Genomic DNA, 23,248 nt, shown 5'->3' on the forward strand with positions numbered 1-23,248 from the left:
GTGGGGGAAGGCTCACAGGTCCAGGTCGACCACCACGGGCGCGTGGTCCGACGCGCCCTTGCCCTTGCGTTCCTCGCGGTCGACGTAGGAGTCGGACACCGCCTTGGCGAAGGGCTCGTTGCCGTAGACGAGGTCGATGCGCATGCCGTTGTTCTTGGGGAAGGCGAGCTGGCGGTAGTCCCAGTAGGTGTAGGGGCGGTCGTACTTGAGGGGCCGGGGGACGATGTCCGTGAGGCCGGTCTCGCGGAGCGCGGCGAGCGCGCCCCGTTCGGCGGGGGTGACGTGCGTGGCGCCTTCGAAGAGGGCCGGGTCCCAGACGTCGTCGTCGGTCGGCGCGACGTTGAAGTCACCGAGGACGGCGAAGGGGCGGGGCCCGGCCGCGTCCTCGGCGACGGCGGCCTTGAGGGCCTCGAACCAGGCGAGCTTGTAGACGTAGTGGGCGTGGTCGACCTCGCGGCCGTTGGGCACGTACACCGACCAGACCCGGGCCGGGCCGCAGGTGGCGGAGACGGCGCGGGGCTCCTGCGCGCTGTCGTAGTCGGGACCGCCGGGCAGGCCCGTGGTGACGTCGGCGAGGCCGACGCGGGAGATCAGCGCGACGCCGTTCCACCTACCCGTGGCGTTCACCGCGGACTCGTACCCCAGCTCGCTCAGGGCCTCGGTGGGGAACTGCTCCGCGGTGCACTTGGTCTCCTGGACGCACAGCACGTCCGTGCCCGTCTTCTCCAGCCAGCCCAGGAGCCGGGGGAGACGAGCGGTGATCGAGTTCACGTTCCAGGTCGCAATCCGCATGGGAGACAACCTACCCGCCGCCACTGACACTCCCGGCTCCCCCGCCTCGGCACCGCCCCGGCCGGCCCCGGACCGTCACACCTCGGCGGACTCCCCCGGCGCGAGCCGCGCGTGGTCCGTGCCGCCGAGCCGCCCGATGTGCCCGCCGTAGATCGGCAGCGCCAGGTCGGTGAGGAGGGCGTCGTGGATGTCGTAGGCGCGCCGCGGCTTGACCTCGCGTACGTAGTCGATGACTTCGGAGATCTTGTTCCAGGGGGCCATCACCGGGACCATCAGGGTGTCCACGGGGTGCTCGGGCACCGTGAACGCGTCACCGGGGTGGAAGACGGTGCCGTCGACCAGGTAGCCGACGTTGGTGACGCGGGGCAGGTCGGGGTGGATCACGGCGTGCAGTTCGCCGTGGACCTGGACGTCGAACCCGGCGGCCGTGAACGTGTCGCCGTGGCCGACGGTGTGCACGCGCCCCGGGAAGGCCGCCGCGAGCTGGTCCGCGACGGACGCGAGGGTCCACAGCTCCGTGGCGGGGTCGGCCTCGAGGGCGGCGCGCAGATGCCCCTCGTGGAAGTGGTCGGGGTGCTCGTGCGTGACCAGGAGGGCGTCGGCCCCGGTGGCCGCGTCGTCCTCGCTGAAGCCCCCCGGGTCGATGACGAGGAGGCGGCCGTCCTTCTCCAGGCGCACGCACGCGTGGGACTTCTTGGTGAGCTTGATGGGAGAGGTCGTCATGCCCTCCATCCTGCTCCTCCTCCCGTCCCTCGGGGCCGACCGGGGCGGCCCCGAGGGGTGTCCCGGGAGCGAGGCGGGGCCCGCAGGGGCCCGGAGGGGTGTGCCCGGCGCCTACTCCTGCGGGGTGGTCTCCTCGCGGATCACCGTCTGGGCGACCCGGAACGCGCTGTTGGCCGCCGGGACCCCGCAGTACACCGCGGCCTGCAGCAGCACTTCCTTGATCTCGGCCGGGGTGAGGCCGTTGCGGAGGGCGGCGCGGGTGTGGAACGCCAGCTCGTCCAGGTGGCCGCCCGCGACGAGGGCCGTGAGGGTGACGCAGCTGCGGGTGCGGCGGTCCAGGCCCTGGCGGTTCCAGATCTCGCCCCAGGCGTAGCGGGTGACGAGGTCCTGGAAGTCCGCGGAGAACTCGTCGGCGGCGGCCATGGCCCGGTCGACGTGCGCGTCGCCGAGCACCTCGCGGCGGACCTTCATGCCCTGGGCGTACGCGTCCGGGCGGGCGTCCGTCGCGACGGGCTGCTCGACCGCGGCGATCTCGGCGAGCGGTGCGGCCGGGGGCGGCGCCAGCACGGGCTTGACGGGGGGCGCGGCGATGGCGTGCTGGCCGGTGGCGTGGGCGTCGGGGGCGGCCTGCCAGGCGCTGGTGAAGTGGCGTACGAGCAGATCGGTGACCGCGCCGGGCTGCTCCACGGGGGCCAGGTGGGAGGCGCCGGGCACCACGGCGAGGCGGGCGTCGGGGATGCCCGCGACGAGGGTGCGGGCCTCGCCCTGTCCGGTCACCTGGTCCTCGGAGCCGACCAGGACGAGGGTGGGCACTCCTATGCTGGCGAGCTCCGCGCGGATGTCGAAGGCCGCGAGCGCCTCGCAGGCGGCGATGTAGCAGCCGGGGTCGGTGGTGCGCACCATCTGCACGGCCCAGTCGGTGATGGCGGGCTGGGCGGCGGCGAAGCCGGGGGTGAACCAGCGTTCCGGGGAGCTGCGGGCGATGGGGTCGAGGCCGTTGGTGCGGACGATCACCCCGCGCTGGCGGAACTCGTCGGCGGTGCCGAACCGCGGCGAGGTGGCGATGAGCGCGAGCGAGGCGACGCGGTGCGGGTTGCGCAGCGCCAGTTCGGCGCCGATGGCGCCGCCGAGCGCGCAGCCCGCGAACCCGAAGCGCTGCACGCCGAGCTCGTCGAGCGTGGCGAGCACGCGGCGGGCCAGTTCACCGACGGAGTCCACGGGGTGGGCGGGGGCGCCGCCGTGTCCGGGCATGTCGAAGCGGATGACCCGCCAGTTCTTGCTGAGTTCGGGCACCTGCCGGTCCCACATGTGCCATGTGGTACCCAGTGAGGGACCCAGGACCAGGACCGGGGCGTCTTCTGGCCCGTCAAAGCGGTATTGCAGGGTGTTCTTCGGTGTCTCACTCACCCGCCCGACCCTCTCATCTGTCACGAGATGTCACATCGTCGGGGTGAACCTACCGGGTCTTGGCCCTCTCTCGACGCCAGGTCCGAGCACTGTCGGATCTGGCGTCGAACACGGCTTCCAGGTGACTCGGGTGACCTGGCCGACAACACGTTCACCTCGGTCGGCGGGCTTCAAGGACCCCGGCCTCCTGGAGACTTCGTCGTCGGTGCTGCTGCCACCCGCGCAGGATCACAAGGTCATGGTTCTCGGCGGAGACGGCGTGGGCGAGTCGCCGAAGGCGACTGCCCGTACCGCGATCGTCGATCCCGCATGACGCCCGCCCCGCCTTCGAGGCCGGGCCCGACCTCCCGGAGAAGACCCGTTACTCGAACAGTGCGCTGGTGCCGGACGACGCCGTGTTCACGACCGGTGGCAGCCGCGGCTACCGCGGCCGCGACGCCAGCGACACCGTCCGCTCCCAGATCCACGACCCGGAGAAGAACTGCGCCGCGTACCGCGGACGCCGGACGCATCCGGCACGTGCGTCTCACGCGGCCCGGCTCCGCCACCCACGTCACCGACTTCGACCAGCGGCCCATCGCTCTCCGCGTCGTCCGCCGGGACAAGGATGCCCTGACCGTGAGCGTGCCTGGCGGCAGCTCCCTCATCCCGCCCGGCTGGTACATGGTCTTCGCCACCGACCGGGACGGCATTCCCTCGCGGGCAGCCTGGGTCCACGTACGGTAGGCCTCTGGCCGGGGTGGTTCAGGCTCCGCCCGACGTCGCCTCCAGCCGGAACGAGCGCACCACCGCCACCGTGCATCCGCCGACGAACAGGGCCGAGAGAGCCGCCAGCCGAAGCTCCGCCCCGCGCAGCTCTCCCGGTGTGGCGACGCCCCGCGTGGGCGCCCGCCCCCCGCGGGTCGTACACCACGGGCAGGGTGTCCCCCACCGTGGTCGACTCGGCGCAGCCGCGCCACACTTCAGCGCCCGCCGGAACGGCGTCGATGTCCGTGACCGAACAGACGGAACGCCCGTGTCCGGCCGCCTGAACCGAGGCCACCCGGGCCGGCTCCACACGGCCGCGCTGCTGCAGCGCTACCCCGGCCGCGACATCCGGTGCCGTGAAAGCCAGGCACGCGCCCAGCATCGCGACCAGACCGATCAGCACACGTCCGGCTCGCAGCACCACCAGGTACAGCACCAGGACGGCGACCACCGTCAGGCCGAGTTCGCCGGTCACCAGACCTCGAGGGCCGCCCCACATCCCGGCAAAGGCCGACCCGACGATCACCACTGCTGTGGCGCCCCCGACCGCGAGCCCCTCGGCCAGCAGCCGCCCAGGAATCCCTATGAACTCTGCGGGCCCCCACAGGACGCTCCGCAGGTGCTCGGCGAGACCGGACGCAGCCCAGCGGCGAACCGCCGTGCCCTGACATGTCGCTCGCATACCGAACCCCCTCCCTCATCGGACCCGACGATGTCGCGACCACCTTGCACGCTGCCCCGCCTTGGGCGCGCCGTTCCCGACCGGACGGGACCCGGGCGTCACGCTGCCGGGCCCCGGCAGCCCACCGCTCAGGACACATACGGGCCCTGCCGTGCCGTGACGCGCCCACCACATGTCACACGCACCGCCACGCCACCTGGTCAGCAGTGGCGCGACTTCCTCGACGTCCAGGTCGACGCCGGCCAAGCGCAGGATCTCGACGACATCAGCCATGGAGCGGGCGACCCCGGCGCGCTTGCCGCGGAAGCCTGACCATCGGCCGCTCCCGGCACGCAGGACGTGCGCCACGACGGGAGACGGCGCGGTCCTGTCGCCACCGGGGGCCGCGACCACGCGGTGGCGACGGACGCTGGTTCGCGGCCGTACGGAACAGCGGGCCGTACGTGTCGAGCGGCCATGCCGTCCGACTCTCCCGCCCTTCGACGATGCGGGCAGGAGATCCTGAATGCCGCTGGTCAGCCTGCCGTCGGTGATTCCCCCCAGCCCAGCGGATACGGGTCCGTGCCCGCGCCCCGAGACGGTGCCGGTGGTTCGCCGCCCGCCTGGTTGAAGTCCGTCAGCACGTCGATGAGCGCCATTCGCTGCTGCGGGGCGAGCCGCTCGACGATCGACGCGATCTCCTGGCGGCGCCGCGCGGTGACATCCTCCACCGTGCGGTGCCCTTCGTCGGTGAGCCGCAGCAGGGTCTCGCGGCGGTTGTCGGGATTGGTCTGCCGGGCCGCGAGCCCGGCCGCGATCAGCCGGTCGACCATGCGCATCGCCGTCGACGGGGCCACGCCCAACAGCTCGGCCAGCGCGACGAGTTTGGTCTCCCCCCGCGAAGAGAGCACCACCAGCATGCGGAACTGCGGCAGCGTCACCCGGTCCTCGACCTCGGCGAGGGAACGCGCGGACACCGCTACCAACACCCGCGACGCCGTCAGCACGGCACGGGTCACCGCATCCACATCGTCCATGCGCTCCACCGGAGTCGCTTTCCTGGCCATGGCACTTTTCTCCCCTGTCCGCCCTGCTCACAGCGCAGCGCGCCCTCCGCCTCTCGATGTGCATCGTGCACCGTCACCGTCACCGGTAGCGCAGCAGCAGCATGGCCGCGTCGTCGTGCAAGGGGCCCCTCGCGTGCCGTACCACGTCCTCGCGCAGCGCCTCGATCGCGGCCTCGGCCTCGGGGCTCTTGAGCAGGCCGGCGCGCTCTTCCAGGGGGAAGAACGTGCCGTCCGCGTCGCGGGCCTCGGTCACGCCGTCGGTGTAGAACAGGAGTTGATCGCCCGGGGCGAAGTCGACGCGGTAGGAGCGGGGTGGCTCGCCTCCGTGCGTTCCCAGGCCGAGCGGAAGAGCGTAGGCGGGCGGGCGGAGGAAGTCGACACAGCCGTCGGAGCGTACGAGCATCGGGGCCGGATGCCCGCAGTTCAGCAACACCGCGGCCCGCTCCTCGACCCGCACCTCGGCGAGGACCACGGTCACGAACTTCTCACCGTTCGCCTCCCGGGCCACACTGCGCTCCAGGCGGGCGGCGAGAGCGACCAGGTCCGGCTCGTCGTGCGCCGCCTCACGAAAGGCGCCCAGCACCAGCGCCGCCGTCTCCACCGCGGCAAGTCCCTTGCCCTGCACATCTCCGACGATCACCCGCACACCGTGGGGGGAGGCCACGACCTCGTACAGGTCGCCGCCGATCCGCGCCTCCGCGACCGCTGAGGTGTAGGAGACAGCGACCTGCAGCGGTCCCGCGCTTCGCGGCACCGGGCGCAACAGCACCCGCTGCGCCGCTTCGGCAATCGAGCGCATACTGGCCAGTTCCGCCTCGCGCCGCCCGCGCATCACCGCGGCCGTGACACCCGCAGCGGTCACTCCCACCACGGACGCCATCGCCGTGTAGCCGCGCCGGGTGCCGAAGAGACCGTCGTAGGCACCCAGCCCCACGCACAACAGCAGTGCCACGACTCCGATCAGCGCGGTGCGCCGCCAGGTACCGATCAGCCCGGCGAAGGCAGGCCCGAGCGACACCAGCGGGAGGAACCCCACCTCAGGACCTGCCGTGAGGTCCACAACGGTCACGACGGCCATCATCACGACCGGCAAGCAGGAAAGGACGACGCGCCCCTCCTCCCGCTCTCCAGTGGTCATGATGCTCCCGGCCGTTTCGTCACAAGCTGCGAGCCGCCCTCACCAAGCGACCCTCCCCCACATTTAGACTATGCAAAGATTGCATCCATTAAGAGATACGGCGGGACGCTCGTTACTCAATCGATTCCGACAGACCGACAGCCCCTCCCCCTGCGGCGCCCCCTCCGGACCACAGCACCCCACAGGTATACGAGTCGCCGCCCACCCGCGACCGTGCCGGGGATCGTCACAGCGCGGCGCCTCGGGCCCGCCCCGACCCTCAGCGCACCCGCCCCAACCCTCAGTGCAGCGGCGCGACAACGCCGAACCGGCTGTTGTGTTGTCACCGCGCGGACAAGGCCTCGTGAACCACACGACCGGCCGGACGGGGGCCATCACCCGCGTCCTGGAAGCGACGAGCAGGGCGACAAGGAGCACGACGGCCGCCGCAGTCATCAGTGAGACCCCGCCTCTGCCGCGCCCCTCCTGACCGAGGAACCCCCTGCCGCGCATGGCCGTCGGATGCCCCGCTTCCGCCCTCGCCTTCCCGGACGGACCCGGGCGAAGCAGGATCGGCGCGGCGAAGCGGTCCGGCTGCACGGCGAGAGCGGGGACACTCGCCTGATCATCACGCACGCAGCACGGCACACGCCAAGGCCGCCCCGGCCGACAACCTGCCGGGAGCGGGCAACATCCAGGCCGCCTTCGCGCGCGTCAAGGACCTGTCAGCGCTGCGTAAAGAACGTGTATGGTTCCCCACGGTGTGCCGGGAAGCCTGGTCGGCGTGTTGCGGAAAGTCTTATTGCTGAACGGGGAATTCCGGCCATGGTGCTCATCGTCGTCTTCGGGGTCGCACTGCTGATCGCCGTGTTGTTGTCAGGCCTCGCGGCTCGCACAGTACTCTCCACCTCCTTCCTCTTCCTCGTCGGCGGCGCGCTGGTCAGCGACGGTTTCCTCGGTCTGATCCACATCACGCCGGACAGCGAGATCGTGTCCGTGACGGCAGATCTCGCTCTGTTCGCGGTGCTGTTCACCGACGGCATGCACGTCTCCTTCCCCAAGCTGCGCGCCAACTGGAAGAACCCGGCGCGCGCCCTGGGGCTCGGCATGCCGCTCGCCTTCGTGGGCATGGCGCTGATCACGCATTACCTGGTGGGCCTGGACTGGACGACGTCCTTCCTGGTCGGTGCGGTCCTCGCGCCCACCGACCCGGTGTTCGCCTCGGCCATCGTGGGGCGCAAGGAAGTGCCGTCCAAGCTGCGGCAGTTGCTGAACGTGGAGAGCGGCATCAACGACGGCCTCGCGCTGCCCGTCGTTCTCATCCTCATCGCCGCGGCCGGCCCCACCTCAGGACATGCCGAGTCCTCCCTGGGGAAGATCGGTCTGGAGCTGCTGCTCGGCCTGGTCTTCGGCGTGGTTCTGCCGATGGCCGTCATCGCCCTGGTCCGCTTCCGTCACCTCGGCGCGGAGCCCAAGCTGCAGCCGCTGCTGCCGCTGGCGATCGGTGTGATCCTGTACGCGCTGTGCCACCTCACGCACGCCAACCCCTACCTGGCGGCATTCTCGGCGGGCGCAGTTCTCACTGCCCGCTCGATCGAGGCCAAGGAGTCCTTCGAACCGCTGGGCGAGGCACTGGCCGAACTGGCCAAGTTCGCTGCCCTGCTGGTGTTCGGCGCACTGCTCACTCCGAGCCTCTTCGGCGACCTGTCGTTCGGCGGGTACGTGGCCGTGGTCCTGGCCATCGTGCTGATCCGGCCCGCCTCGCTGCTGCTCTCGTTGATGGGGACCCGCTTCACCCGCCAGGAGAAGCTGGTGGCCGCCTGGTTCGGCCCGAAGGGTTTCGCCTCCGTCGTCTACGGGCTGCTCGTGCTCCAGGCCGGGATCCCCCAGGGCGGGGAGGCGTTCACGCTCATCGCGGTGTGCATCGCCTTCTCGATCGTGGCCCACAGCAGCACCGATGTCCCCATCGCCCGCCTCTTCCACGTCGACGAGCTCACCGACACCGAAGTGCCCGCCGCCCGGACCAGCGACGCCACGAGCGCGGAGGAGCCGAGCCGCGTAGGGCCGTGAGCCCGCCCGTACGCCGACGGGACCGTCCGCGTACCCGGCCGAGCTTCCGGCGAGGCCGTCAAGCCTCCGATCGCGGGCCCCGACGACACGGTCCTGGAAGTCGCCGCGCTGATGGCACAGGTCCGCGGCCCCTTGGTCGCCGTCGTGGTGAAGACCGAGGACAGCAGGCGTCCGCTCGACATCATCACGGCGTCGCGTCTGCTCCACGACCTCCTGGGCGCGTCGGGGAAGTCGGATCCCACGCCCCGATCCTGCAGGCCGAGGAGAGAACGACGAGGCCGCAGGGGAGGATCGTGCCGCGTGCGGTGCTGACCGCGTGTCCCGTCTCCTCGTCGCGGCATCCACCCGAGCCGTCAGGCGCCGCCGTGGTTTTCGAGCCGTCAGGCGCCGCCCTGGTTCCCGAGCCGTCAGGCGCCGCCCTGGTTCCCGAGCCGTCAGGCGCCGCCCTGGTTCCCGAGCCGTCAGGCGCCGCCCTGGTTCCCGAGCCGTCAGGCGCCGCCCTGGTTCCCGAGCCGTCAGGCGCCGCCCTGGTTCCCGAGCCGTCAGGCGCCGCCGTGGTTTTCGAACGGCAGGTGAATACGCTCGATGACCTCCTAGGTGTCTGTGACGACTGTCTTGAGCTTGTCGCGCTGTTCCCCGCTGGCGAGCGCCGTCAACCTGTTCTCGACGTGTGGGGGCAGGTCATTGAGGTTGAGTTCGACTCCGGCGTTGCGCGAATGGTCGATGAAGGTCAGCAGGGCCTTCGCCCCGGACAAGTCGATGTAGCTCACGCCCTCCAGGCTCAGCGACAGGTTCGAGCGGTCACCGGGCAGGGCGGAGAAGACCCGGTCCACGGAGAGGAACGACAGAGGCCCTTCGATGCGGTAGGCATCGGCGTCGTCGCGGATGACCCTGGCTCTGCCCCGGCGTCCCGGTACGGCGTGCACGACGAATGCCAGGAGGACGCCGGCGGCGACCGCCACGGTCAGGTCGAAGAGGACCGTGACGATCATCGTCACGAACATCACGGCGACGTCGCCGCGCGGGGTGACGTGCGCCTTGCTCAGGCCGTCCCAGTCGAACATGCCCACCGCGGTCAGGATCAGGATGCCCGACAGAACGGCGAGGGGTATGTACTGCACGACGGTCCCGAGGCCGACCACGAGGGCGAGGAGGATGACGCTGTGCGCGGCCGCCGACAGGGCGGTGCGGCCGCCGCTTCTGATGTTGACCACGGACCGGACGGTCGCGCCGGCGCTGGCGAGGCCGCCGAGGAGACCGCTGGCGGCGTTGCCGATGCCCTGGCCGATCAGTTCCTTGTTGCTCCGGTGCCGGGTGCCGGTGATGTTGTCCATGACGACCGAGGTCAGCAACGAGTCGATGGAGCCGAGCAGCGCGATGCTGAGCGCGGGCAGCAAGAGGGTGAGGACCAGGGAGCCGCTGAGGTCGGGAACGGTGAGCGAGGGTACGGACTCCGGGATCTTGCCGATGTAGTCGATCGCGCTGTTGAGCGCGACCGGCCCGACGTGTACGTCCCGCAGGGGCCGCTCCGCGACCCGCAGGAGCAGGGTCATGAGGACGAGCGCGATCAGGCTGGCCGGGACCGACTTGATCACGCGCGTCGACAGGAGCATCAGCACTATCGTTCCTGCAACCACCAGGAAACTGCTCCGCGCCTGGTCCAGTTCGCCCAGGATGATGATGAGCGCGATCCCGCCCATGAAGCCCGAGACCACGGGGTGGGGGATGAAGCGGATGAGCGACCCGAGTTTGCACAGGCCGAACAGGACCTGAAACGCACCGGCCATGATGAACGCCAGGAACGCGCCCTCCAGCCCGTGCTCGGATATCACCCCGGTGGCGACGACGGTGATGGGGCCCGTGGGGCCGGTGACCTGGCCGGGCGTACCGCCGAAGACCGCCGCGAAGAATCCGGCGAAGATCGCGCCGTACAGCCCGACGAGTGCGCCTTCCGACGTACCGGTCGCGGTGATGCCGAAGGCTATGGCCAGCGGCAGAGCTACGACGGCGACGGTCAGGCCGGCCAGGACTTCCTTGGTAACGCGCTGGAGCATCGGCCCTCGTTCCGGGTCGGCAGAAAAGGTGAACTCGGCGCACGGTGGGCCGAGTTGCCGACCAGACTTCCCGGCACTCCAGACCGTAAAGATGCCGTATGGATTGAATCAAGGCAAGACCAAGGATCACACTGTGAGATCCGCTTCGCGCTAGGCGCGGTCAGGCTCGGCTCCTCCGGGCGCCGCCATCCCTGCGACCTGCAAAGGCGCCACGGTCAACGGCGCTTCCCACCGGCTACCGGAAACAAGTTCGACGCCGTGGCGCCCCTTTTGCACCCTTGCCGAAGGAGGATCGAGCGGGTTTTGATTCAAAGGAAGGTAAACCAGCACGGAAAGATCAAGCGCCGCGAGGACGCGGCCGTGACCATCTGCCACCGGAAACCGGAAGAGGGCCATGACCGCCATCGATGAACTGCTGCAGCGAAACTCCGACTCGCCGCTGCGGGGTACGCCGACCATCAACACGCCGGTGCCGAGCCTGCACTTGACGATTGTCACCTGCATGGACGCCCGGATCAAAGTGTTCGACGTATTCGGCCTGAAGCACGGTGAAGCACACATCCTGCGCAATGCCGGCGGTGTCGTGACCGACGACACCATCCGCTCCCTCGCCATCAGCCAGCGCAAGCTGCACACCCGCGAGATCATCGTCATGCAGCACACCCAGTGCGGCATGGCGACCTTCACCGAAGACGAGTTCAAGGACGAACTGGAGCACGACACCGGCCTGAGGCCCACCTGGTCGGTGGAGAGCTTCCGGGACGTCGAGGCCAGCGTGCGAACCTCGGTGGCCCGCGTGCGGCATGCCCCGTTCCTCCCGCACACCGACCGGGTCCGCGGATTCGTCTACGACGTGCGCGACGGGTCGCTGTCCGAGGCCGACGCCGCCGCACGCACCGTCTCCGCCTGACCCGCCCCCTGAGGTCTGCCGGGACACGGAAGCCGGCGCCTCTCGCCCGATGCCGTCCGACGTCGTTGTATGCCGTTCCGGGGCCGATGGATGATGGCGCGCGGGAGGTGGGCGGTGACAGCACACGCGCGGGCGACGGCGCGCGACGCGCACGGGATGCCGAACGGGAAGGGCGCCGGCCTGCGGTCGCCGGGCCGGGTGCGGTTCATGGGCGTCCTGCTGATCCTGCTGTCCCTGATACCGGCGGTAGCCTCCTACACGGTGTTCAGCTGGTGGCTGCCCTCCGACGCACAACGCTACCGGGACTACCGGGCGGCCGAGCCGTGCTCCGCCCGGGACAGCGGTCTGGAGCAGACGGAATGCCTGAGCAGCTGGCGCCTCACCGTCGAGAAGACGGTGAACGGGGGGAAGGCCTACAAGGCGACCCTGACGGACCAGGACTCCTGGCGGGGAACCGTGTCCTTCGGAGACCCGGGGCCGCTCCTGGAGCGGCTCAAGTCCGGCGACCAGGTCACCGCCACCGCCTGGCGGCGCGGCATCGTGGCGCTCCGCAAGGACGGCGTACGGCAGGACACCTCCGAGGCGCCCCGTGACGAGGTCCAGATGAACGCCGCTGTCGGCATGATCGCCGCGCTCGTCGCAGCGCAACTCTTCATATTCGGCGCGGTACGTCTGGCCAGGCCACGTGACCACGGGCCCTTCACGTGGAACCCGTACGGCAGGCGGCTGCTCATCACCATCGCAGCGGTCTGTTTCGGGGTGGGACTGTCGGCGGTGTGGACCGGCATGCCGTGGTGGAGCGTGTCCGCCGCCTCGGTATCCATCGTGGTGTGCGCGGCGGTCGTGACGCATCACCGCTTGCATCGCGCGGCGGCTTCGCCGTAGGTACGGCCGAGCTGCCGCCCGTACCGTGCCGTACGCCGCACCGGGCTGTCCGCACCCTCAGCCGGCAGGGCGCGCGCCGCCTCCGGCAGCCGCCTCCTTCCCTCCGGTGGGACGCGATCCGTGCGGGCGCTGCCTGTTCTGCCCGGGTTCCGAGAGGTAACGTGGAGAACAAGTCCCCCTAGGGAGGCTGATGCGATGCCATGGTTGGTGTGGCTGCTCGCCGCCGGGGTGCTCGGTGTGGCGGAGTTCTTCACCCTGACGCTGGTCTTCGGGCTGCTGGCGGGTGCCGCCCTGGTCGCAGCCGTGGTCGCCGGTGTGGGTGTCGGTGTCTTCGGTCAGCTTGTGGTGTTCGCAGCGGCAGCGGCAGCGGGCCTCGTCGTCATTCGCCCCGTCGCGCTGCGGCACATGGCGCAGGGCCCCCTCACGCGCGAGGGCAGCGATGCGCTGATCGGCAAGCAGGCCGAGGTCATGCAGGAGGTCACCGCGACCCACGGCCTGATCAAACTCTCCGGCGAGGAATGGTCCGCACGTTCCCTTGACGAAAGTCACGTGATCCCGGTGGGGGCGCTGGTGGATGTCATGGAGATCGAGGGCGCCACAGCCGTCGTGTACCCACGGGAACTCCTTCCGTGAACGGCTGAACACACAGCAACGGAGGAAGCATGGATCCGGTTGTCATCCCGATTCTCGTGGCGGCGATCGTCGTCGTCTTCCTCGTGGCCTCCACGGTGCGGGTCGTCCCACAGGCGCGCCGCTACAACATCGAGCGGTTCGGCCGGTATCGCCGGACGCTGCAACCGGGTCTGAACTTCGTCCTGCCGGTGGCGGACCGCGTCAACACCAAACTCGACGTGCGCGAGCAGGTCTATTCGTCCGACCCCAAGCCCGTGATCACCGAGGACAACCTCGTGGTCAACATCGACACCGTGCTCTACTACCACATCACCGACCCACGGGCGGCGGCCTACGAGGTCGCCGACTACCTGCAGGCGATCGACCAGCTCACCGTGACCACGCTGCGGAACGTCATCGGCAGCATGGATCTGGAGGGGACCCTCACCTCACGCGAGGAGATCAACACCAGGCTCCGCACCGTGCTCGACGATGCCACCGGCAAGTGGGGCATCCGGGTCAACCGCGTCGAGATCAAGGCCATCGATCCGCCGAACACCATCAAAGAAGCGATGGAGAAGCAGATGCGGGCCGAGCGTGACAAGCGCGCGGCCATCCTGCACGCCGAAGGTGAGCGGCAGGCCAAGATCCTCACCGCGGAGGGCACGAAGCAGAAGGACATCCTGGAGGCACAGGGCACGCAGCAAGCCATGATCCTGCGGGCGGACGGCGAGGCCAAGGCGGTGGAGCGCGTCTTCCAGGCCGTCCATCGCAACAACGCCGACCCGAAGGTCCTTGCCTACAAGTACCTCGAGACGCTCCCGCACCTGGCTCAGAGCGACAACAACACGTTCTGGGTCATCCCGGGAGAGCTGACGGAGGCGGTTCGCACCGTCAGCGGCGCGTTCAGCGATCGGTCAGCGATGGGTCTTCGCACACCCCCACCGTCCGAAGAGCCAACCGTCGCGGGCTCTGATCGCGCCTCGGGCGGAAGCGGGAGTCCGGAGCCCAAGGCGGAATCGACGCTTTCGCTCGACGCCGCCGCGGCTATCGACGAGGCCGCGAAGCAGGCAGCCGCCGCGGTGAACGACGCCAAGGCCGAGGCCGAGGCCGCGAGGACGCCCACCGTGCCGAGCCGAGGTCAGCCGTCCGGCGATTGAGGCAGCCCTCGATCCGGCTACCAGGCAGCCGGGAGAACCGCGCCTCCGGCGTGCTCGACGGTGGCCGCGAGGGCATGACCGTGCCGAACGCGTCTGACGTGATGCTGACGCCGCCGGAGAAGTCCGGGTCCTTGCGGGCCTCGGCCCAGCTGGCGGGGTCGGCGATGACGATGGTCAGCGCGGTCATCGTGCGGATGACGACGGTGTCGATGAACGGCTCCAGCAGGGCGACCAGGCCCTTCTCGCCGGCGGGGGCGGTCTTGACCGCGGAATGGGCGATCGGCGCGGAGCCCAGGCCGGCCTCGTTGGAGAATGCGGCTTGCCTGAACCCGATGATCAGCGCACCGAGGACTCCACCGGCGACGCCCTCGGGGTTGAAGGCGCCCTCGATGATCGTGGCGACCGCGGCCGGGGCCAACCGCTCAGGCGCAGCTCACGGCCGCCGGGCCGGAGGTGCCACGGGCCCGGCGAGCCCCGGTGTTTCGGTCCGGCGTCGGCGGTGAGGATCACCGAATGACCCCGCACCTCGAATCCCCCGCGCCACAGGAACCCCTTCCGCCCGTCCCGCCCGCCCCGCCCGTCGCGCCTGATCCGGGCCTCCCCCACCTCGACGCCGCCACGCTGGCCCGCCTCGTCCCGATGGACGCCGCCGTCGACGCCGTCGAGGACGCGCTCGTGAGCGGCGGGCTCGACCCCGAGGCGGAACCCGCGCGGTCCGTCGTCGGCGTGACGGGCGGTCAGCTGCTGCTGATGCCGTCGTCGACGGCGTCGTACGCGGGCGTGAAGGTGGCGTCCGTGACCCCCGGCAACCCGGAGCGCGGCCTGCCCCGCGTCCAGGGCCTCTACCTCCTGCTCGACGGCGTGACCCACCAGCCCCTCGCCCTGCTCGACGGCATCGCCCTCACCTCGCTGCGGACGCCGGCCGTGTCCGGCGCCGCGATCCGGCGCCTGGCCGCGCCGGAGGTCCGGCGGCTGCTCGTGTTCGGGACCGGGCCGCAGGCGTGGGGGCATGTGGAGGCGGTACGGGCGGTGCGTCCCGGCCTCGCCCATGTCGACGTGGTCGGGCGTGACCAGGGGCGGGTGGCCGCGTTCGTGGAGCGGTGCCGGGCGGCGGGGCTCGCGGCGGCGGCCGCGGTGCCGAAGGACGTCGCCCACGCCGACGTGGTCTGCTGCTGCACCACGGCGCGCGAGCCGCTGTTCGACAGCGCGCTGCTCGCCCCGCACGCGACCGTCGCCGCGGTCGGCTCGCACGAGCCCGACGCCCGCGAGGTCGACGAGCGCCTCCTCGGCCGGGCCACGGTCGTCGCCGAGTCCCGGTCGGTGGCGATGCGCGAGTGCGGCGACATCGTGCAGGCCGTCGCCACCGCCGCGTTCGACCTGCGACGCCTGGGCACCCTGCGCGAGCTGGCCCGCGGCGAGGTGCCCGTCGACGCTGCCCGCCCGCGCCTGTTCAAGTCGGCGGGCATGGCGTGGGAGGACCTGGCGGTGGCGGTGGCGGCGTACGAGAAGTGGCGGGCGTAAGGGGCGCGCCCGCCTCCTGCTCCACCGTCACCGGGTGCCGCACCACCGCGTCGAACAGGTGCCCCTGGGTGGGCGTCATGAGGGCAGCCTTCCGCGGCGGGCGTGCGGGGGTGTGCGCGTGCGCGAAGTGCCGTACGCCGTCGGGGAAGCGAGCGGCGCACGGGACGAGGAGCGACGTACCGAGAAGAACGAGAGAGGATCAACAACAGTCGCGCGACGGCAGTGCGCGGGCCCGGAGGGCTCCGGTGGCATCAGGTGCTGCGGCTGAGGATCATGGCGACATGGTACGAGGCCGTGACGTGCCCCGTCACGGCCTCGGCCCGTTCGTGCGCGGTACGGCTACGGCGTCGTCGTCGACACGACGTACACCATGGGGTGCTTCGGGTCGGAGCGGTTCACGACGATGTCCTGGGTCGGGGTGGGGTTCTTCATCTCGTGGGTGAGGCCCCACCAGGGCCCGGGGCCGGTGAACTCCCAGCCGACGACCCCGCGGTCGCGCTTGCTGATGGTGATGTCGTTCTTCTTCAGCGCGCTGACGCCCTCGCCGGTGCCTGTGGCCCTGAGGAACTTGTCGAGGCCTTCGTTGCTGGTGAGGAACTGGACGTACAGGCGGCTTGTGCGCCAGTTGTTGGTCTCGTAGTAGGCGACCTCGGCGGAGTACGGCGGGATCGGCACGTCGTAGAGACGGCGCTGGACCTTGGAGGGCCAGCCCGCGGTGAGGCCGGTCGCGGAGTACTTCTTCTCCTTGTCGCGGCCGCTGTCGCGGCTCTGGTTCGCGGAGATCAGCAGATACACGGCGGGTACGCCGATGAGCAGCACGATGATCGTCGCGGTGAGCCAGCGGCGGCGGATCATGTGGCCGCGGTTTTCCGGAGGGCGCTGCTCCGCGTCACCCGGCCCGGGCGGGCCCGGCAGGTCCGGGGACGAGGGCTGGCGGGGCACGGTCATCTACTGGGATCCCTGGGCGGTGCGGTCGTTGGAGCGGCGGGCCGCGGCGTAGCGCTCGTACCGCTCGTAGCGCTCGACGCGGCGGCGGTTGGCGCGCCGGAAGCGGCGGGCGACGAGGCGGGCCAGGTCGGCGGCGCCCACCATGCCCGCCTCGGGGCCGAGCTGGGCGCGGGCGATGCGGGCCTCGGGGCGGTAGCCGCGGCCGGTGAGGTGGCGGCGGAAGGCGTCCCTGGCCGGGCCGATGAGCAGGTCGTCGGCCGCGCTGACGCCGCCGCCGACGACGAAGCAGGACGGGTCGAGCGCGGCGGCGAGGTTGGCGATGCCGACGCCGAGCCACTGGCCGATGTCCTGGAGCAGCTCGACGCACATGGCGTCGCCCTCGCGGGCCAGCTCGGTGATGAGGGGCCCGGTGATGTCGGGGACGTTGCCCTTGACGCGCTCGATGATGCCGTACGCCACCGGGGAGTCCGCGGCCGCCAGCTCGCGGGCCTCGCGGACCAGGGCGTTGCCGGAGCTGTACTGCTCCCAGCAGCCGCGGTTGCCGCACGGGCAGCGGTGGCCGCCGGGCACGACCTGCATATGGCCGAACTCGCCCGCGACCCCGAACTTGCCTCGCTTGACCTGGCCGTCCTCCAGGATCGCGCCGCCGATGCCGGTGCCGAGCGTGATCATGACCAGGTGGTCCTCGCCGCGAGCCGCGCCGAAGCGCCACTCGGCCCACGCGGCGGTGTTCGCGTCGTTGTCGACGAGCACGGGGACCGCGAGGCGGCCGGAGATGCGGTCGCGCAGGGGTTCGTTGCGCCAGGACAGGTGCGGGGCGAACAGGACGCGGTTGCGGTCCGCGTCCACCCAGCCCGCGGCGCCGATGCCGACGGCGTGCACGTCGTGCCGGTCGGACAGGTCCAGGACCAGCTCGACGATGGTGTCCTCGACCACCTTCGGGCTCTTGGACTTGTCCGGCGTCTCGGTGCGCAGGGTCTCCAGGATGTTGCCGTCGGCGTCCACGACGCCCGCCATCACCTTGGTGCCGCCGATGTCGATGCCGACGGTGGGGACGCGGGGCGCCGTCAGATGGGATCGGCGCTCACGCGTGCCCACGGTCCGCAGAACGGTGGCTCGGGCGGAGCCGCGGTGCGTGAGGTCGCGGTAGGTGCTCATCGGGCCGATTCTGCCTCACGCTCGCGGGGGCGCGCACAACGGGACCGGGGTGCCGGGGTCACCCCGGTCGGCCCCCGGGAGGTGGGGCGCCCCGCACCTTCGGGGTACGGGCGCCCCGGATCCCTCAGGGGCGCGGGGAACTGCGCGCTCAGCCACGACGAAGCCGCAGACGCGTCTGCTCGGTGCTCGGCAGATGCGTCTGCGGCTTTTCTCGGGCCGGTCGCGCGGTTCCCCGCGCCCCTTGCGGGCCCCGGCTGGGCCTATGGGGCGCCGCCCCCGAGGTCGGGCTCCGGAGCCCGTTCCAGTTCGTGGCGGAGGTCGTCCAGCTCGGAGCCGCCCGCCATCTGGCGGGTCAGTTCGTCGAGGGTGATCTCGGCGCGGGTGTGGCTGCCGGACATGGCACCGCGCTTGAGGAGGACGAAGCGGTTGCCGACCAGGTAGGCGTGGTGCGGGTTGTGGGTGATCAGGACCACACCGAGGCCGGCGTCACGGGCGGCGGCGACGTACTTGAGGACGACGCCGGACTGCTTCACGCCGAGGGCCGCGGTGGGCTCGTCCAGGACGAGCACCTTCGCGCCGAAGTACACGGCGCGGGCGATCGCCACGCACTGGCGCTCACCGCCGGACAGCGTGCCGATCGGCTGGTCCACGTCGCGCAGGTCGATGCCCATGCGCAGCAGCTCCGCGTGCGTCGTCCGGCGCATGAAGTCGACGTCCAGGCGCTTGAACGGCCCCGTGCCCTTCGTCGGCTCGGAGCCGAGGAAGAAGTTCCGCCAGACCGGCATCAGCGGGACGACGGCCAGGTCCTGGTAGACGGTCGCGATGCCGCGGTCCAGGGCCTCGCGGGGGCTGGCGAGCTTGGTCTCCTCGCCCTCGATGGTGAGGGTGCCCGCGTCGTGCTGGTGCAGACCGGCGATGATCTTGATGAGGGTGGACTTGCCCGCGCCGTTGTCGCCGAGCACGCAGGAGATCTCCCCGGCGTGCACTTCGAGGGAGACTCCTTCGAGGGCGCGGATGTTGCCGTAGTACTTGCTGACGGCGTCCAGCTCGACCAGCGGCGTGCGGTCGGCGGGGGCCGTGTCTTGCTTGGATACGGCCTCAGTGGTCATTTCGTCGCCTCCGCGCGCTTGCGGACCCAGGCGTTGAGCAGGGTCGCGAGGAGCAGCATCGCCCCGAGGAAGAACTTGAACCAGTCCGGGTTCCACTCGGCGTAGACGATGCCCTTGCTGGTCATGCCGAAGATCAGGGCGCCGACCGCGGCGCCGACCGCCGAGCCGTAGCCGCCGGTGATCAGGCAGCCGCCGATGACGGCCGCGATGATGTAGATCAGTTCGTTGCCGACGCCCTCGCCGGACTGCACGACGTCGTAGTTGAAGAGCAGGTGCTGGCCGGAGACCCAGGCGCCGAAGGCGACGCCCATGTACAGGCCGATCTTGGTCCTGCCGACGGGCACGCCGACCGCGCGGGCGGCCTGCTCGCCGCCGCCGACCGCGAAGATCCAGTTTCCGGCACGGGTGCGCAGGAGGATCCAGGTGGCGACCGCGACCATCGCGAGCCACCACACGATGGTGATCTTGAAGTCGACGTCGCCGATGGTGATCGTGGAGGCGAACACCTCCTTCGCGGACGAGAAGCCCTCCATGTCGGAGATCGACTTGGTGGAGACGGTCTCGCTGATCAGCTTGGTGAAGCCCAGGTTCGCGCCGGTGAGCATCAGGAACGTACCGAGCGTGATGATGAAGCTCGGCGGGTCCGTGCGGATCAGCATCACGCCGTTGAAGACGCCGATGGCGAGGGTGGCGAGCAGGGACACGCCCACGCCGACCCAGACGTTCGCCGTCATCTGGTAGCTGAACATCGACGAGATCAGCGCGGACGTCGTCACCATGACGCCCGCCGACAGGTCGAACTCACCGCCGATCATGAGCAGCGCCACCGGCACCGCCATGATGCCGATCGTGGACGCCGCGTACAGGACGGTGGCGAGGCTCGACGCGCGCAGGAAGCTGTCGGCGACGATCGCGAAGAACAGGAACACCGCCACGGCGCCCACGACGGAGCCGAGCTCGGGACGGCCCAGGAACTTCTTCAGCGGCGAGGTCTTCAGAAGCCGCTCGTCGGCCGCCTTCTCGGGCCGCTGCGGCGACGGTGCGGGTGCAGGTGCGGTCGCGCTCATCGGGTCCCCCGCTTCGCGTATTCCTCCAGCTCGGCGGCCTGGTCCTTGGTGATGATCTGCGGTCCGGTGAGGACCGGCTTGCCGCCGCCGAGCACATCGGCGTTGTACTTGTAGAGCCACAGCAGGTCCACGGCCTCGTACCCCTGGAGGTAGGGCTGCTGGTCCACGGCGAAGCCCAGGGTGCCGGACTTCAGGCCGCCCGCGACCTTCTCGTTGAGGTCGAAGGTGGCGATCTCGGCCTTGCTGCCCGCGCCGTCCTTGGCCTTCACGGCCGTGTCGGCGAAGGGCGCGCCGAGGGTGACCACGGCGTCGATGTCCTTGTCGGACTGGAGCTTGGCCTCGATGGAGGACTGCACGTCGGGCATGTTGGTGCCCTCGACGTACAGGTTCTGCATGTCGCCGTCGAACGTCTTCTCGGCGCCCTCGCAGCGCTGCTCGTGGCCGACGTTGCCCTGCTCGTGCAGGACGCACAGGGCCTTCTTCCTGCCGCGCTTGTTCAGCTCCTCGCCGACGGCCTCGCCCGCGATCGTCTCGTCCTGGCCGATGTGGGTCAGGGCGCCGAACTTCTTGGACTCCGCCGAGCCCGAGTTCACCGTGATCACCGGGATGCCGGCCTTCGTCGCGCGGGCCACGGCGGCCTTCATCGCGTCCGGCTTGGCCAGCGTGACGATGATGCCGTCGACCTTCTTGTCGATGGCGGCGTCCACGAGCTGTGCCTGCTGCTGCGCCTCGTCGTGGTGCGAGTACAGGAACTTGATGTTGTCCTTCACGGCGGCCTGCTTGGCGCCGCTCTGCACGATGTCCCAGAAGGTGTCGCCGTCGCCCGAGTGCGTGATCATGGCGAACGTCCAGCGCGGCGTGTTCACCGCGGCCCTGCCCTGTGCCTGCTGCGCCTTGCGGGCGTCCTCGGCGCGCTTGCCGCCGGTGCTGCTGCATCCCGCCAGGGACACCCCGAGCACCGCCACAAGCACGGCACCCACCGCACGTACTCCAGTCCGAACCCTTGCCACGACGTCGTGCCCTTCTTGCTGTCCAGTGTCTGCTGCGCCTGCGGTGCGCACGGAGCCGCCCGCGTTTGCGTTCGCGGCGCCGATTTGGTTTGCAGTGCTTGCTGTGTTCCTCGGTGCGGCCGGGCCCGCTGCCCGGACCCGGCCGCCCAAGTATCGGTCACACGGATCAGCCGTGTGGTCATCGGGTACCGCGGGCGGTGTACTTCTCCAGCCTCGGTACGTCCTTCTTGGTCACCACCGCCGGACCGGTCAGGACGGGTTTGCCGCCGCCGAGCACGTTCGCGTTGGTGCGGTACAGCCACAGCTCGTCGATCGCGAGGTAGCCCTGGAGGTAGGGCTGCTGATCGACGGCGAAGCCGACCTCGCCCGCCTTGAGCCGCTTGACCACCTCGGCGTTGAGGTCGAAGGTGTCGATCTCCGCGTCGCTGTCCGCGTCCTGCTTCGCCTTCACGGACACGGCCGCGATCGGCGCGCCCAGGGTGACGACCGCGTCGATGTCCTTGGCGGCCTGGAGCTTGGCGCTCACCGACGACTGGGCGCCGGGCGCGTTGGTGCCGTCGACGTTCAGGTTCGTCACCGTGCCGCCGAAGGTCTTCTTCACACCCGCACAGCGCTGCTCCAGGGAGACGTTGCCCTGTTCGTGGATCACGCACAGGACCTTCTTCCGCCCCCGCCGGTCCAGTTCGTCGCCGACGGCCTCACCCGCCACGGACTCGTCCTGCCCGATGTGGCTCAGCGCGCCGAAGCGGGTGGAGAACTCCCCGCCCGAGTTGATGGTGACGACCGGTATCCCGGCCTCGCGGGCCTTGCCGAGGACGGCCTTCATCGCCTCCGGCTTGGCCAGCGTCACCACGATCCCGTCGACCTTCTTGTCGATCGCGGCCTGGACGAGCTCCGCCTGGCCCTTGCCCTCCTTGTCGTTGGAGTACAGGAACTCGACGTTGTCCTTCTTGGCCGCCTCCTTGGCGCCGTTCTGGACGATGTCCCAGAAGGTGTCGCCCTCACCGGAGTGCGTCACCATCGCGATCTTCAGGCGCGGGGTGCCGGCCGCCTTCCCGCCGCCACCGCCGTTCCCTTCGTCCTCGGAGTCCTTGCCCCCGGAGCCGCTGCACCCTGCCGCGAGTGCGACGACCACTAGGAGCGCTGCTGCCGTGCGGGCTGTACGCATGAGGGGTCCGCCCTTCTCCCGGCCGCGGATCGCGGCTTCGGCCGCGCCGATGCGGCTTGAGGAGTTCTAACGGCGGGAGCGGGCCAACGTCAATGACTTTGTCAGAACATTCTTACGGCCGCACCAGAAGTTGGAACTCGAAGGAGTACCGCGAGGCCCGGTAGATGTGCGAGCCGAACTCGACCGCGCGTCCGGTGTCGTCGAAGGTCGTACGGCGCATCGTGAGCAGCGGCGCGCCCTCGGGCTCGGCCAGCAGGCCGGCCTCCTCGGCCCCGGCGGCACGGGCGCCGACGGACTGGCGGGCGCTGTGCAGCGTGATGCCCGCCGCGCGCATCAGGCGGTAGAGCCCGGTGGCCTCCAGACGCTCCGTGTCGAGCGGGAGCAGCCCGGCCGGGATGTGGTTCCGCAGGTGCGCCATCGGCTCGCCGTGGGCGAGCCGCAGGCGCTCCACCAGGTGGACGTCGCTACCCTCGGCCACCCCGAGGGCGGCGGCGGTCTCGGCGGTCGCGGGCTCGACGACGTTGCGCAGGACCCGGGTCTCGGGCCGCTGTCCGGCGGCCTCCAGGTCGTCGTAGAGGCTGCTGAGCTCCAGCGGGCGCTTGACCTGGCTGTGCACGACCTGGGTACCGACGCCGCGGCGGCGCACCAGGAGGCCCTTGTCGACGAGCGACTGGATGGCCTGGCGGACGGTGGGCCGGGACAGGCCGAGGCGCCCCGCCAGGTCGATCTCGTTGCCGAGGAGGCTGCCGGGCGTCAGGGCGCCGCGCTCGATCGCCGCCTCCAGCTGCTGCGACAGCTGGAAGTACAGCGGGACCGGGCTGCTGCGGTCGACGCCGAGGTGCAGGGCCACCGTGGGGTCCACGGCCGGTTTGGCGGCTTTGGCCGCGGCTGGATCGGTCACGGGGCGAGCGTAGTCCCGCGAGATGATGACGGGAAGTTCGGAAGTTCTGTTGTCAGGACAAAACCTTGGCAAGGGCGGGTGACACGCTGGCTCCCGACCAGCCCTGGAGCATCGCGAGACGGCTGCGGGCCAGCGGGGGGAGCGTGTCCACGAAGGCGGGC

Annotated in this window: 22 protein-coding genes and 1 pseudogene; 8 read left to right on the forward strand and 15 right to left on the reverse strand. The window is 70.6% G+C overall.

The genetic code is table 11. The annotated features are described in order from the left end of the window. Positions 1-12: 12 nt before the first annotated feature. The 3 genes from QUY26_RS07255 to pcaDC form a co-directional block, all read right to left on the reverse strand. Positions 13-792, reverse strand: a complete 780-nt coding sequence (locus QUY26_RS07255; RefSeq protein ID WP_289944304.1) for an exodeoxyribonuclease III — start codon at positions 790-792, stop codon at positions 13-15. Between the two features lie 75 nt (positions 793-867). Further along, positions 868-1,500 carry an MBL fold metallo-hydrolase gene (locus QUY26_RS07260; RefSeq protein WP_289955554.1) on the reverse strand — a complete coding sequence of 211 codons (633 nt, stop codon included), beginning with the start codon at positions 1,498-1,500 and terminating at the stop codon, positions 868-870. A gap of 126 nt (positions 1,501-1,626) precedes the next feature. After that, positions 1,627-2,922, reverse strand: coding sequence for a bifunctional 3-oxoadipate enol-lactonase/4-carboxymuconolactone decarboxylase PcaDC (gene pcaDC, locus QUY26_RS07265; RefSeq protein WP_289944305.1), 1,296 nt, complete (start codon positions 2,920-2,922; stop codon positions 1,627-1,629). A 130-nt stretch (positions 2,923-3,052) separates the two neighbouring features. Between pcaDC and QUY26_RS07270 the strand changes: the two genes are divergently transcribed. Both QUY26_RS07270 and QUY26_RS41130 read left to right on the forward strand, forming a co-directional pair. After that, entirely contained in the window at positions 3,053-3,235 is a 183-nt protein-coding gene (locus QUY26_RS07270) for a hypothetical protein (RefSeq protein WP_289944306.1), read from the forward strand. Then, on the forward strand, positions 3,232-3,648 hold the full coding sequence (locus QUY26_RS41130) for a DUF1929 domain-containing protein (protein WP_436840283.1): 417 nt from the start codon (positions 3,232-3,234) through the stop codon (positions 3,646-3,648). The genes QUY26_RS07270 and QUY26_RS41130 overlap by 4 nt, the downstream gene beginning before the upstream one ends. 1,218 nt (positions 3,649-4,866) lie before the next feature. Here the strand turns inward: QUY26_RS41130 and QUY26_RS07280 are convergent. Both QUY26_RS07280 and QUY26_RS07285 read right to left on the reverse strand, forming a co-directional pair. Continuing rightward, on the reverse strand, positions 4,867-5,367 hold the full coding sequence (locus tag QUY26_RS07280) for a MarR family winged helix-turn-helix transcriptional regulator (RefSeq protein ID WP_289955555.1): 501 nt from the start codon (positions 5,365-5,367) through the stop codon (positions 4,867-4,869). A gap of 109 nt (positions 5,368-5,476) precedes the next feature. Next, positions 5,477-6,535: a PP2C family protein-serine/threonine phosphatase gene (locus QUY26_RS07285; RefSeq protein WP_289944310.1), complete on the reverse strand. Its 1,059-nt coding sequence runs from the start codon at positions 6,533-6,535 to the stop codon at positions 5,477-5,479. Between the two features lie 804 nt (positions 6,536-7,339). Between QUY26_RS07285 and QUY26_RS07290 the strand changes: the two genes are divergently transcribed. Beyond that, on the forward strand, positions 7,340-8,584 hold the full coding sequence (locus QUY26_RS07290; protein ID WP_289944311.1) for a cation:proton antiporter: 1,245 nt from the start codon (positions 7,340-7,342) through the stop codon (positions 8,582-8,584). 593 nt (positions 8,585-9,177) lie between these two features. Here the strand turns inward: QUY26_RS07290 and QUY26_RS07295 are convergent. Then, positions 9,178-10,638 (reverse strand): SulP family inorganic anion transporter, encoded by a 1,461-nt coding sequence (locus QUY26_RS07295; RefSeq protein ID WP_289944312.1) that lies wholly within the window; start codon positions 10,636-10,638, stop codon positions 9,178-9,180. A 150-nt stretch (positions 10,639-10,788) separates the two neighbouring features. Continuing rightward, positions 10,789-11,043 carry a hypothetical protein gene (locus QUY26_RS07300; protein WP_289944316.1) on the reverse strand — a complete coding sequence of 85 codons (255 nt, stop codon included), beginning with the start codon at positions 11,041-11,043 and terminating at the stop codon, positions 10,789-10,791. Here QUY26_RS07300 and QUY26_RS07305 point away from each other — a divergent pair. From QUY26_RS07305 to QUY26_RS07320, 4 genes are all read left to right on the forward strand, one after another. Further along, positions 11,033-11,548 carry a beta-class carbonic anhydrase gene (locus QUY26_RS07305; RefSeq protein ID WP_289944318.1) on the forward strand — a complete coding sequence of 172 codons (516 nt, stop codon included), beginning with the start codon at positions 11,033-11,035 and terminating at the stop codon, positions 11,546-11,548. The two genes, QUY26_RS07300 and QUY26_RS07305, sit on opposite strands and share 11 nt — an antisense overlap. A 114-nt stretch (positions 11,549-11,662) precedes the next feature. Further along, complete coding sequence (locus QUY26_RS07310; protein WP_289944320.1) at positions 11,663-12,433, forward strand: hypothetical protein; 771 nt, start codon at positions 11,663-11,665, stop codon at positions 12,431-12,433. Positions 12,434-12,628: 195 nt separating this feature from the next. Continuing rightward, complete coding sequence (locus QUY26_RS07315; protein ID WP_289944322.1) at positions 12,629-13,066, forward strand: NfeD family protein; 438 nt, start codon at positions 12,629-12,631, stop codon at positions 13,064-13,066. A 29-nt stretch (positions 13,067-13,095) separates the two neighbouring features. Beyond that, positions 13,096-14,205, forward strand: a complete 1,110-nt coding sequence (locus tag QUY26_RS07320) for an SPFH domain-containing protein (protein WP_289944324.1) — start codon at positions 13,096-13,098, stop codon at positions 14,203-14,205. Between the two features lie 61 nt (positions 14,206-14,266). Here QUY26_RS07320 and QUY26_RS07325 read toward each other — a convergent pair. Further along, positions 14,267-14,617 (reverse strand): annotated as a pseudogene (locus QUY26_RS07325) (alanine:cation symporter family protein); the annotation flags it as partial. Positions 14,618-14,718: 101 nt separating this feature from the next. Here QUY26_RS07325 and QUY26_RS07330 point away from each other — a divergent pair. Further along, on the forward strand, positions 14,719-15,726 hold the full coding sequence (locus tag QUY26_RS07330; RefSeq protein ID WP_289944325.1) for an ornithine cyclodeaminase family protein: 1,008 nt from the start codon (positions 14,719-14,721) through the stop codon (positions 15,724-15,726). 339 nt (positions 15,727-16,065) lie between these two features. Here the strand turns inward: QUY26_RS07330 and QUY26_RS07335 are convergent, their stop codons facing one another. The 7 genes from QUY26_RS07335 to QUY26_RS07365 form a co-directional block, all read right to left on the reverse strand. Continuing rightward, positions 16,066-16,674, reverse strand: a complete 609-nt coding sequence (locus tag QUY26_RS07335) for a sugar kinase (RefSeq protein WP_289944326.1) — start codon at positions 16,672-16,674, stop codon at positions 16,066-16,068. After that, entirely contained in the window at positions 16,675-17,832 is a 1,158-nt protein-coding gene (locus QUY26_RS07340; RefSeq protein WP_289944327.1) for an ROK family glucokinase, read from the reverse strand. It lies immediately after the preceding gene. A 260-nt stretch (positions 17,833-18,092) separates the two neighbouring features. Next, positions 18,093-18,941, reverse strand: a complete 849-nt coding sequence (locus tag QUY26_RS07345; RefSeq protein ID WP_289944328.1) for an ATP-binding cassette domain-containing protein — start codon at positions 18,939-18,941, stop codon at positions 18,093-18,095. Beyond that, positions 18,938-20,008 (reverse strand): ABC transporter permease, encoded by a 1,071-nt coding sequence (locus QUY26_RS07350; protein WP_289944329.1) that lies wholly within the window; start codon positions 20,006-20,008, stop codon positions 18,938-18,940. The genes QUY26_RS07345 and QUY26_RS07350 overlap by 4 nt, the downstream gene beginning before the upstream one ends. Further along, positions 20,005-20,988, reverse strand: a complete 984-nt coding sequence (locus QUY26_RS07355; protein WP_436840284.1) for a sugar ABC transporter substrate-binding protein — start codon at positions 20,986-20,988, stop codon at positions 20,005-20,007. Before QUY26_RS07355 ends, QUY26_RS07350 begins: the two co-directional genes overlap by 4 nt. 208 nt (positions 20,989-21,196) lie before the next feature. Then, positions 21,197-22,186 carry a sugar ABC transporter substrate-binding protein gene (locus tag QUY26_RS07360; protein ID WP_289944330.1) on the reverse strand — a complete coding sequence of 330 codons (990 nt, stop codon included), beginning with the start codon at positions 22,184-22,186 and terminating at the stop codon, positions 21,197-21,199. 112 nt (positions 22,187-22,298) lie between these two features. Then, positions 22,299-23,036, reverse strand: a complete 738-nt coding sequence (locus QUY26_RS07365) for a GntR family transcriptional regulator (protein ID WP_289955560.1) — start codon at positions 23,034-23,036, stop codon at positions 22,299-22,301. Between the last annotated feature and the right edge of the window lie 212 nt (positions 23,037-23,248).

The sequence above is a fragment of the Streptomyces flavofungini genome (genome assembly GCF_030388665.1).
GTDB classification, from domain to species: Bacteria; Actinomycetota; Actinomycetes; order Streptomycetales; family Streptomycetaceae; genus Streptomyces; species Streptomyces flavofungini_A.

What these genes read in the sequence shown, in the direction of transcription:
- QUY26_RS07255 (WP_289944304.1), bottom strand. Translation starts at nt 792, where the DNA reads ATGCGGATTGCGACCTGGAACGTGAACTCGATCACCGCTCGTCTCCCC.
- QUY26_RS41130 (WP_436840283.1), top strand. Translation starts at nt 3,232, where the DNA reads ATGACGCCCGCCCCGCCTTCGAGGCCGGGCCCGACCTCCCGGAGAAGA.
- QUY26_RS07280 (WP_289955555.1), bottom strand. Translation starts at nt 5,367, where the DNA reads ATGGACGATGTGGATGCGGTGACCCGTGCCGTGCTGACGGCGTCGCGG.
- QUY26_RS07285 (WP_289944310.1), bottom strand. Translation starts at nt 6,535, where the DNA reads ATGACCACTGGAGAGCGGGAGGAGGGGCGCGTCGTCCTTTCCTGCTTG.
- QUY26_RS07290 (WP_289944311.1), top strand. Translation starts at nt 7,340, where the DNA reads ATGGTGCTCATCGTCGTCTTCGGGGTCGCACTGCTGATCGCCGTGTTG.
- QUY26_RS07295 (WP_289944312.1), bottom strand. Translation starts at nt 10,638, where the DNA reads ATGCTCCAGCGCGTTACCAAGGAAGTCCTGGCCGGCCTGACCGTCGCC.
- QUY26_RS07305 (WP_289944318.1), top strand. Translation starts at nt 11,033, where the DNA reads ATGACCGCCATCGATGAACTGCTGCAGCGAAACTCCGACTCGCCGCTG.
- QUY26_RS07300 (WP_289944316.1), bottom strand. Translation starts at nt 11,043, where the DNA reads ATGGCGGTCATGGCCCTCTTCCGGTTTCCGGTGGCAGATGGTCACGGC.
- QUY26_RS07315 (WP_289944322.1), top strand. Translation starts at nt 12,629, where the DNA reads ATGCCATGGTTGGTGTGGCTGCTCGCCGCCGGGGTGCTCGGTGTGGCG.
- QUY26_RS07320 (WP_289944324.1), top strand. Translation starts at nt 13,096, where the DNA reads ATGGATCCGGTTGTCATCCCGATTCTCGTGGCGGCGATCGTCGTCGTC.
- QUY26_RS07330 (WP_289944325.1), top strand. Translation starts at nt 14,719, where the DNA reads ATGACCCCGCACCTCGAATCCCCCGCGCCACAGGAACCCCTTCCGCCC.
- QUY26_RS07335 (WP_289944326.1), bottom strand. Translation starts at nt 16,674, where the DNA reads ATGACCGTGCCCCGCCAGCCCTCGTCCCCGGACCTGCCGGGCCCGCCC.
- QUY26_RS07340 (WP_289944327.1), bottom strand. Translation starts at nt 17,832, where the DNA reads ATGAGCACCTACCGCGACCTCACGCACCGCGGCTCCGCCCGAGCCACC.
- QUY26_RS07345 (WP_289944328.1), bottom strand. Translation starts at nt 18,941, where the DNA reads ATGACCACTGAGGCCGTATCCAAGCAAGACACGGCCCCCGCCGACCGC.
- QUY26_RS07350 (WP_289944329.1), bottom strand. Translation starts at nt 20,008, where the DNA reads ATGAGCGCGACCGCACCTGCACCCGCACCGTCGCCGCAGCGGCCCGAG.
- QUY26_RS07360 (WP_289944330.1), bottom strand. Translation starts at nt 22,186, where the DNA reads ATGCGTACAGCCCGCACGGCAGCAGCGCTCCTAGTGGTCGTCGCACTC.